Origin of the sequence: Escherichia sp. E4385, from assembly GCF_963883145.1 — a bacterium.
GTDB lineage: Bacteria > Pseudomonadota > Gammaproteobacteria > Enterobacterales > Enterobacteriaceae > Escherichia.
The window spans coordinates 295271-307279 of the sequence record NZ_CAWOOJ010000019.1 but is presented as its reverse complement, the minus strand read 5'-3'; the positions used below and the strand labels follow the sequence as shown (position 1 = coordinate 307279).

General features: G+C 44.2%; 12 protein-coding genes and 1 pseudogene. 12 read left to right on the top strand and 1 reads right to left on the bottom strand.

From position 1 onward, the window contains the following. The first annotated feature begins 67 nt into the window (after nt 1–67). From AACS80_RS20345 to AACS80_RS20305, 9 genes are all read left to right on the top strand, one after another. Entirely contained in the window at nt 68–385 is a 318-nt protein-coding gene (locus AACS80_RS20345; protein WP_135487875.1) for a PapB/FocB family fimbrial expression transcriptional regulator, read from the top strand. 112 nt (nt 386–497) lie between these two features. Then, nucleotides 498–1016, top strand: a complete 519-nt coding sequence (locus tag AACS80_RS20340) for a fimbrial protein (RefSeq protein ID WP_135410391.1) — start codon at nt 498–500, stop codon at nt 1014–1016. Between the two features lie 84 nt (nt 1017–1100). Next, nucleotides 1101–3506, top strand: a complete 2406-nt coding sequence (gene pefC / locus AACS80_RS20335; protein WP_138183957.1) for a PefC/AfrB family outer membrane usher protein — start codon at nt 1101–1103, stop codon at nt 3504–3506. Beyond that, on the top strand, nt 3499–4191 hold the full coding sequence (locus tag AACS80_RS20330; protein WP_138183955.1) for a fimbrial chaperone: 693 nt from the start codon (nt 3499–3501) through the stop codon (nt 4189–4191). The genes pefC and AACS80_RS20330 overlap by 8 nt, the downstream gene beginning before the upstream one ends. After that, the gene (locus AACS80_RS20325) at nt 4178–4708 is read left to right on the top strand and encodes a fimbrial protein (RefSeq protein ID WP_138183954.1); all 531 of its coding nucleotides are present in this window, start codon (nt 4178–4180) and stop codon (nt 4706–4708) included. Before AACS80_RS20330 ends, AACS80_RS20325 begins: the two co-directional genes overlap by 14 nt. 7 nt (nt 4709–4715) lie before the next feature. Next, on the top strand, nt 4716–5285 hold the full coding sequence (locus AACS80_RS20320; RefSeq protein WP_135410524.1) for a hypothetical protein: 570 nt from the start codon (nt 4716–4718) through the stop codon (nt 5283–5285). 136 nt (nt 5286–5421) lie between these two features. Continuing rightward, nucleotides 5422–6381: a hypothetical protein gene (locus tag AACS80_RS20315; RefSeq protein ID WP_138183953.1), complete on the top strand. Its 960-nt coding sequence runs from the start codon at nt 5422–5424 to the stop codon at nt 6379–6381. A 163-nt stretch (nt 6382–6544) separates the two neighbouring features. Then, a complete protein-coding gene (locus AACS80_RS20310; RefSeq protein ID WP_138183952.1) occupies nt 6545–7354 on the top strand; it encodes an EAL domain-containing protein in 810 nt (269 codons plus the stop codon). Nucleotides 7355–7576: 222 nt separating this feature from the next. Next, the gene (locus AACS80_RS20305; RefSeq protein WP_138183951.1) at nt 7577–8170 is read left to right on the top strand and encodes a lipopolysaccharide core heptose(II)-phosphate phosphatase; all 594 of its coding nucleotides are present in this window, start codon (nt 7577–7579) and stop codon (nt 8168–8170) included. A gap of 63 nt (nt 8171–8233) precedes the next feature. Here AACS80_RS20305 and AACS80_RS20300 read toward each other — a convergent pair. Continuing rightward, nucleotides 8234–8563, bottom strand: a pseudogene (locus AACS80_RS20300) (hypothetical protein); the annotation flags it as partial. A 441-nt stretch (nt 8564–9004) separates the two neighbouring features. On the opposite strand from AACS80_RS20300, the gene asrA reads away from it, so the two are divergent. The 3 genes from asrA to asrC are packed head-to-tail and all read left to right on the top strand — an operon-like array spanning nt 9005 to nt 11894. Continuing rightward, nucleotides 9005–10048, top strand: coding sequence for an anaerobic sulfite reductase subunit AsrA (gene asrA, locus AACS80_RS20295; protein ID WP_138183949.1), 1044 nt, complete (start codon nt 9005–9007; stop codon nt 10046–10048). 3 nt (nt 10049–10051) lie between these two features. Beyond that, nucleotides 10052–10870, top strand: coding sequence for an anaerobic sulfite reductase subunit AsrB (gene asrB, locus AACS80_RS20290; RefSeq protein ID WP_135410390.1), 819 nt, complete (start codon nt 10052–10054; stop codon nt 10868–10870). 10 nt (nt 10871–10880) lie between these two features. Further along, nucleotides 10881–11894 carry a sulfite reductase subunit C gene (gene asrC / locus AACS80_RS20285; protein WP_138183971.1) on the top strand — a complete coding sequence of 338 codons (1014 nt, stop codon included), beginning with the start codon at nt 10881–10883 and terminating at the stop codon, nt 11892–11894. Nucleotides 11895–12009 lie beyond the last annotated feature (115 nt).

Below are 12009 nucleotides of genomic sequence, written 5' to 3'. Positions count from 1 at the left end.
AAGAGGTCGGGTGGTACTTATTTTTTTGTTGCTTCTTTTTTTAATGAAAAGAAAGAAAGGAGGGAGGGTGGAAGATCTTTCAGGTGGTTATTGTCGACATCGCTTCAGTTCAATTTTATCAAAGAAAAACACAGTCATACCAACAACAGAAATAAGTGAAGATAAATTCTGGTGTATTGTTGAGTTGTGTTCTATTCGTAGCGATAAAGTTATAAAGGCTTTGTATGATTATCTGGTTTTAAAACATCCAAGGAGCGTTAGTTGCAATAATAATGGAGTCAGCAATGGATATTTCGGAAGTTGTCTGGCAAGAGTGGAACATGTTATTCAGGTAGTTAATGAGTTATTCTCTCTCTGCAAAACGCCTGAAAATGAAGTAAATTAAGTGGTTTTATAAAATAAAGAAAACATACTTTCACAAATGTTTTATATATGCGTGTTTTTGTAACACACATATAAAATCACCCAAGTAATGTCAACAATGGTAGTTTTAAGTTATGAATAAATTATATCTTGGTTCTCTTATCGCTCTGGTATTCGCTACTGCTACTGTTAACGCAGCACAGCAAAGCGAAGTTCATTTTTTTGGTAACGTTACATCCGTAACCTGCGATGTTGCTGTAAATAATGGCGGTAGCATGACGGATGTTATTCAGCTGGGCACTGTGGCTCCAAATGCAGAAAGCCAGACACCGACGGAATTCTCATTTAAACCCGTTAATCCAACACAGTGTGGTAACCTGGCAGGTAAGACTGCAACCATAACATGGTATGGCAACTTTGATGCCGAAGGCTTGAAAAATAGTACCGGTAAGGCTACCGACGCTGTCGTAAAACTGACAGCAATGAATGCACAAAACACAGCAAACACTCAGGTAACATCTTCTAATACCAGTATTGAATTTGATGCAAATAATGCTAATACGGATGGTTTTAAATTCCAGGCAAAATTGAAAGGTGGAACTACCCCTGGCGATTATCAGGGCGTTGCTGCCTACGCAATAACTTATAACTAATCTCACCGATACCGCTGATGCTATTCATTAGCGGTATTAAGAATACCTTAAACAGATAACAAATATAAGCCGATGGAGGATGATATGAGCTTATCGCGACTACCAAAGATTTCTTTGTTAGCGATGAGTATTTATACGCATCTCGGATATGCTACGGACTTAAATCTGGATTTTATCCAGGGGACCAGCATAATTCCTTCGATTCTAAAATCTGATTATGCTTATCCTCAGGGACAATACAGTGTGGATGTATTTGTTAACAATGAAAAAACCGGTACGGCTGAGTTAAGCATTACACCGGCAGATGAAAAAAACAATATGCTCTGTTTCTCTCCGGAATGGATAAACAGTGCAGGTGTAATGCTGGATGCCAGTAAATATGATGATGTTTATAACAGAGAAAAAAACTGTTATGAGCTGGCTAAAAAAAATCATACACAGGTAGTTTTTGATTACAGTGCGCAGAAACTGCTGCTTGATATTCCCCAGGCTTATCTGCTCAGTAAAAGTGACCCGTCACGATGGGATTATGGTGTTACCGGAGGACGGCTGAAGTATTATGCTAACTTCAATAAAACAACAAATGACAAATTAAATGCCTTCGGAAATTTTGACCTTGGTTTCAATGTCGGGCGATGGGTATTATCCAGTAATATTAACGTATCCCGCTCAGGAGGAGAAACAGAATTCACCTCCAGTGATATGACATTGTCCACGGCAATCAGTCAAATCCAGGGAGATTTATTACTGGGAAAATCGCAAACTCAGACAGAGTTATTTTCTGATTTTAATTTTTATGGCGTATCAGTTCGCTCTAACAGTAACATGCGCCCGTGGGAGGCACGCGGATATGCACCGGATATTTCGGGGATCGCTTCAGGCCCGTCACGGGTTACCGTGACCCAGAACGGCTATACGATTTATTCCCGTATGGTTCCGGCAGGCCCTTATCGTCTTGATGACTTGCGGCCAACCGGAAATGGCGATCTGGTTGTAACGTTAGAGGATGATAACGGGCATAAGACGGTTCAGGTTTATCCGGTCACTACTCTGCCGACGTTGTTAAGGCCAGGTGATTTCCAGTACGACTTTGCCATGGGTAAGAAAAATCAAAGTAATGAACTGAATAAGGCGTTCTCGTCGGATACCGGACTCTTCTGGCTGGGCAGTGTTGACTATGGTTTTTCCAGCGCAACGCTGAATTCGGCAATACTGTTAAACAATCGCTATCAGTCGGCAGGGATTGGCGTAACGAAACCGTTTGGTGAGCTGGGGGCGTTATCCCTGAGTGCCCAGACAGCTAAAGCCCGCTATAACAATGGGGATGAAAAGAAAGGCCAGAACGTCAGTGTCAAGTATGCCAAAAACTTTACAGACAGAACAGACCTGCAGCTTCTGACATATCGTTATCAGGACAAAGGGTATGTGGATTATGCAGAATTTGATCCCCATCGCACTTTTATTCACGGTAATCAGAAATCACGGTATGAGGCGCGCCTGTCTCATCGGTTTGATACGACTTATCTGAGTGGAGCGTGGTGGCACCAGAATTACTGGGACAGAGACGGGAGTGATACCGGGGCGACCTTGTCGCTGAGCACTTCAGCTTTTGATTCGGTATCTGTGTTCCTGAACGGTTCATATAACCGTTACGCAAATACTGATAAAGCGGATTATTCAGCGTCGGTGAGTGTCAGCATACCTTTTGACTTCAGAGGGATACAGCATTACGCCAGTAACAGTGTGGGATATAACCGGAGCAATGGTTCAACGTTCAATACAAGCATTTCAGCTTCAGTGAATGATCGCGTTAACTATAACCTCAATGCGGATATCAGTTCCCGTGGTCAGCGGGGCGCATCGGCATCGGCCAGCTATGCGTTTGACGCTGTTCAGACAAATATTGGAGTATCGCAGACACATTCGCGCCAGGGTGAGGGACAGACCAGCTTCTCCGGGGGCATCTCCGGCTCTGTGTTAGGGACCCGCGAAACCGGACCTCTCTTTACAAAAGAGTCTTCCGATACTGTCGCTATTGTCAGCGTACCGGGTGTCAGTGGAATCAAGTTCAACAACTCCATGCCCACTGACCGAAATGGTAACACTGTAGTGTGGTTGTCCGGGTATGCAGAAAACAGCATTAACATTAACATGGAAAACGTCCCTGACGACATGGATTTCAGCACGACATCCTACAAAGTGGTTCCGACTGAAAAGGCGATGGTTTACCGAAAATTTGGTTTTGAGAACGTACTTCGTTACATCCTGCGTGTGAAGGATAAGCAGGGTAAATACCTTACAGGTGGTGAAGCCACCACAGAACAGGGACTGAATGCCGGGTTTATATCCACAAACGGTGTTCTGCTAATGAATATGCTGACTGAACCAGAAAAGATCCGCATTGATATGGGAAATGGAATGCAGTGTCATTTTTCCATGAAAGGTTTACAGGCTAACACCAATAAAGTTCAGGAGATTCGTTGTGAATAAAGTAGCTAAAACGGCGATTGCAGCTGTGCTCTCATTCGCATTCTGTAGCCAGGCTATGGCTGCGTTTGTACTGAATGGGACGCGCTTCATTTATGATGAAAATAAAAAAAATATTACCTTTGAAGTCACCAATAATGCCGGTCAGATGTATGGGGGGCAGGTATGGGTGGATAATACCAGTGAGGGAAACGGTATCTACATGGTTCCTCAGCCTCCTTTTTTTAAAGTCGGCGCAAAACAAAAACAGATTATCCGAATCATGAAAACAGATTCCTCATTACCCACAGACCGTGAATCGTTATTCTGGTTGAATGTACAGGAAGTACCGCCAAAACCAGATGTTAAAGAAAGCCATGGCAGTGTTCTGGCGATAGCGATGAACTCCAGAGTGAAGCTGATTTATCGTCCATCCGGTCTTAAGAACGGGAGGGAAAATGCTGAGAAGAAACTGACCATGGAGCAAAGGGGGGATATAACCTGGATTAAAAACCCCACCCCCTACTATATGGCAGTTGTCGGTGTGCAAACCAATGGCAGGGAGTTGAAACTCAGCGATAAGGTTACAAAAGAATTAACGCTACTGGCACCCTTTAGCAGTGTATCTCTGGGGGTTAGTGTCCGTGGGAGCCTTAACATTGCCGCGATAAATGACTGGGGGGGAGTACAGAATTATGAAATTCATTAATCCTGTGCTGATAGCGGCATTATCTGTGAGTGTTGTCGGCTTTTCTGCGAATGTCCGGAGTGCAGATACCAAAACGGCCACATTTACCATTAATGCAACATTCACTGCCCCCAGTTGTGATATATCCATCCCAACGCAATTTTATAGCCTGGGAACATTAACACCGGGAGCAGCGAAAAAACACTCACCGCTTGAAATAAAGTGGACATGTGCAGGGAATATACCAGTAAAGACGGCAATTAAAGGTTCTGTTTCACTGGGGCAACTGGAATCGTCAAATGATAAGCTGCAAATGTTGCTAACAAAGGATAGTCAGCCTAATGGAACATATTTATGGCTGGAGAACAATAATACGCCTGTAAAACTGACAGGGCAGGATCCTGATGCATTCTGCAGTGACAGTACTGCCACAACCGGTGAGCGCCAGTGTGTCATTACACCGGTAACGGAAGTCCATAACACAGATCAGTTTGGTCCGGTTAAGGCTGCAGTGACATTTGAAGTTATATATCCATAATGTATTTATGATACAACAACGAATCATTATAGATGGTTTCTGTGAGTATGAGATGCTGGGGTTAAGCGCACTGCTGAAAGCAGAAAATTATGATGTCAGACTCAGGAAAGAAACCGAACCGACCAAAGGAGATATTCTGATAATAGCGCTGAGTGCAGTGCCACTTTTGAACTGGTTGTCTTTATTCTCAATGTTCAGAGCATCTGATGATGTGCGCTACTGCAGGACAATATTTCTGGTTCCCGGACAGGTGAAAGAGATGCAACGATTATTTTCAACAATAAATATTGTCGACGGTTCCCTGCCGCTGGCAGTGTTGAAAGACAGTATTATAAAAACAGCAGGAGGGGGGCGGGATGAAGCGCCCACGCCCTTTTACATATATAAGAAAGAGTGTATGGACAGAATAAGTTTTCTTCAGAAACTATCCCGAAAACCATCAGCAAACAAAGACCGGAAGCATTATTACTGGCGCTCTCGCCTGTGTTCTCTTATGGGAGTTCCGAATGTTCATATATTATCCGTCATAGCACCGACCTGCACGACGTCATTTTTGATGAATATTCATGAAATGTGAGAGTTTCCGTCATGAATGATAAAAATGCATATCAGAGATATCCATGAATACGCAAGATTCGTGACTGTTGCTTTGATACAGAATAGTCAGGCATTACACCAGTCGATTGGATTGCTATTCAGAACGGGAGATTTTAATGAAACTCATTTCAGCAAAAGAGTCCATTATAATGTTAAAAAGATGCTTTGTTAATTTTGCGCAAATCGCGGTAAAAGTGCGGAACTTTAACTTTACGTTTAAGCCCTGTTTTTTGAATGTATTCACTTTCCTTTTTTTATGTGTGGGGATCATCTCTTCATCACCGGTTTTTGCGACTGTTATATACGAAAAAAATCTTATAACACAATCGTCTTACAGAAAAACCAGTAAAATATATAAGCTACAGTTTAATAACCAGGATAACAATTATGAAGTCAGTAGTGTTACTGGTGACTGTGCATTCAGCAGTGGTGTTATTACTTCAGCACAAAATAATGTCGACTGGAATGTGCAAATGGGGTTAACATCTCATTTTAATGGAAATCAGACATACCTCGAAAACGTGCCTGTGACAGATTTTAATGGGATTGCATCACAGGTTGGTAGGAAGAGTGACTGGGGGGGGAAATTTGGTCAATGGCTTCCCTCAGGACAGAGCTGGCGTAAAACAGGAATTGGGACGGGATGGTATGGTTCACAAGCCGTGAGCTTTCCTACTCCGGTGACCGTGGATGGGGGACCTGAAAGATTTGATATAACTATTCGTATGTGTCGTGGTGATGATGGTTCTTATATTAATGCAACGGGACATTACGTAACCAGTGCTGTCAATTCGATGTCAGTAACACCGACATCTGCAACGCTACAATCCCCGATGGGAACTATCGCTGTCGATCATGCCGAGCTCACACTCAATGGGTTTATGCCATCGAAAATAGAGTTCACATCAAATGTTGCGAATACCACAACGGACTATACCCTCACATTACCGGAACCTGTGAATCCGAACTATGCAGGGCAAAGTTACGATGCGACATTTCAGTTTGAATACCGAGTAAATGCGACTAAACCCGGGAATTTTGTTATACCAGTGAATATTTCTGCCACATATCCGTAATAAAATGAGCAGAGTGCCAATCAGATACAACAGGGACTCTGCCATAAAGAGATTACTGAACACAGGTCCTGAATGAGAAAAAGTAATCTCTTTATTTATGCACCGAATAACAATATGGTATACAACTACTTTAGTCTGCAGCTATCCTTTAGCAGGGGTGGACATGTACAGTAACTCTGACTGTTATAATATATTTTCCAGTAAGCTACATATGGCTGAGGAATGTTTGCCATTTTTTCAGCCCGTAGTGGATGCTGACTCTAATTTATGTGGTGTTGAAGTTCTGGCACGCTGGAATATGCCAGATGGCAGGGTGTTATCTCCCGACCTGTTTATTTCTCAGGTGGTTCATGCCGGACTATCCGGATTTATGACAAATATACTATTAAGAAAGACCGCCGATATTTTACTGTCTTTAAAACCATTTTTGCCGGTTGGTATGTTAATCACTTTTAATGCGGGGGCGCCAGACAATAATTCAGCGGAAATGATTTGTGCATGTAAACTGCTCCAGAAGCGTCTTATTCAACTCTGCCCTGTGCTGGTTTGTGAATTGACGGAGCACAGAGAATGGGGGAACTCTTCAGAAGATAATATATTTCTTGATAATCTGGATAGGGAAAATATATCTGTGGCACTGGACGATTTTGGAACAAAATATTCAAATCTTGATATGTTATCCAGGGTTAATGCAGAATTTATGAAAATAGGGAACTCATTCATTTATCGTGTGGATGAAGAACCATCTTCACACCGTCTGGCTGAATGTGTTATGTTTGCTGCAAACAAATTTTCTTTGCGAGTGATTGCAGAAGGTGTTGAAAATAAATGGCAGTATGACTGGTTAAAAAAACAGGGGGTAAAATTATTTCAGGGATACTATTTCTCCCCCCCATTATCAGCTGGTCAATTCGCTTCATTTGTAAAGGGTAGGAAATTAAGAGATGATAAATCTGGTTTGTGTTTTGAATAATTAAAATTGTATAATGTTTTCCATGAAATCTTATGGTTTTTTTTGATGTGATATTGATTTTTATAATTGTGCAGGGGGTTATTTAACGGCTTCCCTTAGGTGGACGAAGATATTTATTCCTGGTAGACAGTCTCTCCGTAATTCGGAAGAGACGCAACTTCTGCCCTGTAAAGATAACTTCGTCTATCAACTTCTATTCTGTTATTACAAAGGTTAATATAGATGTTTTCATTTGAGAGATTATCATCAGTTAAACTAAAGACAGTATTTGCAATATTGGTAACATTTTTAGTGCTTGCGTTAGTTGTTGTCTCAGTGTTAAAAAGACCAAGATATTTGGATATAAAGCAGGCATGTGAAATTAGTAAGAGATACCCTACCATTATTATAATAAGACACGGAGAAAGGTGTGATCGTTCAAAAAATCAATGTTTTTCTGAACCAGATGGAATAACTGTCAATGGCACGCAAAAAGCAATTCGGCTGGGTAAGGATTTGAGTGATATAACCGGGAGCTATAATCTCTATTCAACAAACACAACCCGAATCAGACAAACAGCTTGTTTTTTCTCAAATGGAGTCAGCCCCACCATAGTAAGTTTATCAAATAATGGTGAATCACCTGTGAGGAAAATTTTAGATTTATCGTATCAGAGTAAAAACGCTGTTGTGTTTACTCATAATCATTGCCTCTCTCGCATTGCAAAAGATATGAGATGGTGGAAGTTAAAACCAGGATATCTCGAGACATTAGTTTTGCATCGGGAGGCGAACAATCTTATTTTAGATGGTGTATTAAAGTATCAACAAAAGTAAAAATTGTGTATTTGCACCTCTCATCCATTCTGACAACCTGGAACTTAGTATCTAACCATTTTTTTAGCTTTCCCTGTCAGGGGATTTGTCCTCATTGACGTCCTCTGAATATTGGCAGTCCGTTTCTTTGCGACTGCAGGCAGCATAACAAATGTGGAAATTCGTAGTCACCACCGGCACTCCGGCTCTTCTCAACTCCGGGATATCAGCCGCAATACACTGATTGCCAAATCAGAATAGGCTGTCTGGCGCGGTCACCCGTAAACCTGCCTCCGGCATATACTTCAGCCGTTCACGGGGCGTTTTCACTTCCCGGGCAATCTGCTGATATGGCAATGATGTATTTTTTATTCCCCCCCCCCGGCGAAGACGGTGCGATTCATCTGTTCTGTAAAACAGTTTTTATCCGTCAGACAGTCAATTCGTGTACCCATACTGAAGTAAAATTCGTATAAAAAATCAGTAGGCGAAACTTTATCAATCGCTGATAAATAGGGAAAGCATAAATCGCCCGGTCAGATACTCTCGTCGGCTTCTCCACTACAATATATCTTCGTTAATCACTCACTGTTGTCATCTTGTTTTCGGCATATTTCATGCAGTCAGATCTTTCCGCCGCCGTACAGTATACGTGAACGGAAACAGCATTTGTTGTTCCGGTGGACATCGTCCCGCAGCGTTATCCAGTATGGGTAATTAAAGTGCCACTTATTCATTATAGTGATAACAAAAATCTGTTTTTTCCGTTGTTACTGTTAACGCTTTAGCGTTAGCGTAAAAAAACATCGTTATTTTCTCAAATATAACCTTCACTGACAGGTAATGGAGTATGTGATGGCTGTTAAAATCACGCCTGAAGAGTTCAGTCTGTTAATCCGGCGATTGAGCACGCAATGGCGCGTCATGGCGCCTTCTGCCGAGTTTCGCGGCGGGCGTTTTGCTGATACGGATAACATTATTTATCAGCAAATCCGGGGATGGGATGACCTGGTCTGGCAGGAGAAATCCCACATGTCACCCAATACGGTTATTTCACCGATAACAGAAACGCTCTTTTATTTTAATAAAGACACTATCCAGATTGCGGAGACAGATACCACGCCAGTACTGATATTTGCCCGCGCCTGTGACATTAATGCCATGTCGCGGCTGGATTATATGTATTTATCAAACGGAAATAATTCTGATTACAGTTATCAGCGACTGCGCGACCATATTCGTTTTGTTCTGATTGAGTGCCCGCAAAGTTTTGAAAACTGTTTCTGTGTCTCCATGGGGAGCAATAAAACCGATCATTACAGCGCGGCAATGCGATTCAGTGACGACGGCGCCAGTGTTTTTATTAAGGATGCTTTTTTTGAAGAAGCCTTACAGGGAATGGGACAGAGCACGAAATATGAGCCTGTCTTCGTCAGCGAAAACCCGGAACAGGTAACCCTCCCTGAAAAACTCTGTCAGTCCCCCCAAAGAGTTCGCGACATTATTATCAACCATCCGCTCTGGGATGAATACAACAGCCGCTGTATTGGATGCGGGCGCTGCACAACCGGGTGTCCGACCTGTACCTGCTACAGCGTTTTTGATGTGGCTTATGACGAAAATCCTCAGCGCGGTGAACGCCGTCGCCAGTGGGCCAGCTGTATGGTGCCGGGCTTCAGCGATATGGCCGGCGGACACAGTTTTCGCCAGTCTGCGGGAGAACGTTTACGTTACCGTGCACTTCATAAAATCAATGATTACAAAGCCCGCAATGGTGCTGAGCATATGTGCGTGGGCTGCGGACGCTGCGATGACCGTTGTCCTCAGTACATTAAATTCTCACGTATTATCAATAAAATGACTGCCGCTGTCCGGCAGGCACTCTCCGGGGAGGTATAACCTGTGTCAACGTGTTCCTGTCACGATAAAGAAAAGCACAGCCTGTTGCCTGCTGCATACCGCATTATTTCCATCACCCGTCATACGCCACAGGAGTGGAATTTCCGTGTGGAAGTCGATTTCCCGGCCCGCTGGGGACAGTTTGTCCAAGTCTCCCTGCCATGTGTCGGAGAGGCGCCCATTTCTGTTTCTGACTGCGGAGAGGGCTGGATAGACCTGCTTATCCGCAATGTCGGCCAAGTGACCGGCGCGCTTTTTACCCTCCGTGAAGGCGACAGGGTATGGCTGCGTGGCTGCTATGGTAACGGCTACCCTGTCGATGCCTTCCGTCACAAATCTCTGGTGGTCATTGCCGGCGGTACCGGCGTTGCGCCGGTCAAGGGACTGATGCGCTATTTCGTCGAAAATCCGCAGGAAATCAACCGGCTTGACATGATTTTCGGTTACAGAAACCGGGACTGTGTGCTGTATAAACAAGAGATGGCGAACTGGCATCGGCACCACAATCTCATTCTTACCCTGGATGAAGGCAAAGCGGATGAACGTTACCGTACCGGGCGGGTCACTGACCATCTGGCAGCGCTGACATTTGAAGATATCAGCACCATGCAGGCGATTGTTGTTGGTCCTCCCGTGATGATTAAATTCACCGTACAGATGTTGCTGGAAAAAGGGCTCCAGCCGGAACAAATCTGGGTGGATTATGAACGCCGGATGGCCTGTGCAGTGGGGAAATGCGGTCACTGCCGCATGGGGGATGTCTACGTCTGCGTCGATGGTCCGGTTTTCAACTATGCCGTGGCCCGTCACTTTACAGACTGAGGAAAAAATGATGAGTGTGGATATTGATATCATTAAGACCCGGGCAAACAATGAATATCGCCTGTCCAAAGTCCGTGGCGAAGCCATGATAAGTGTTCGTATACCAGGCGGCATTCTGCCCGCTCACCTGCTGACGGTGGCACGCGAGATTGCGGAAACATGGGGAAATGGTCAGATCCATCTGACTACCCGCCAGAAACTGGCCATGCCCGGTATTCGTTATGAAGATATCGACAAAGTGAATGCCGCACTGGAACCTTTCATTCGGGAAATTGAAATGGAGCTGTGTGATGTTCAGGTTGATGATCCGAAAGCCGGATACCTGGCGATTGGTGGACGCAACATTGTCGCCTGCCAGGGTAACCGGATTTGCCAGAAAGCCAATACCGACACCACAGGTTTATCCCGGCGACTGGAAAAGCTGATTTATCCCAGCGCCTATCATCTGAAAACCGTCATTGCCGGGTGTCCGAATGACTGTGCCAAAGCGTCTATGTCAGACTTTGGCATTATTGGTGTGGCCAGAATGCGTTTTACTGCGGAACGTTGCATTGGATGCGGCGCCTGTGTGAAAGCCTGTGCTCACCATGCCGTGGGGTGTCTGTCATTCAAGAACGGCAAAGCCACAAAGGAAGAATCGCCCTGTATCGGGTGCGGAGAATGTGTTCTGGCGTGTCCCACTCTCGCCTGGCAGCGTCAGCCACAGGAGTTCTGGCAGATCCGTCTGGGCGGAAGAACCGGTAAAAAAACGCCCCGCATGGGTAAGTTATTCCTTAACTGGGTCACTGAGGATGTCATCAAACAGGTCATCACCAATCTGTTTGAGTTTGAAAAAGAAATGCTGGGGGGTAAACCGGTTTACCTCCATATGGGCCATCTTATCGATAAAGGCGGTTATCTGCGCTTCAAAGAGCGTGTACTACGCGACGTACAGCTAAACCCCGAAGCCATGGTCGCTGAACGGATTTACTGGGCGGAAGATGAATCAGTGGCCCGTATTCATCTCAGAAGCGCCGGATATTAATTTCTGTCTGGCCACAGCACTGAGGATGTTGTGGCCCTGTTCATTTAAAATAACAAGTGTAAAGATGGTGAATGCGGGCGTTTTTCAGCGTGTTGTTTCCTTTTGCCGACAGGGG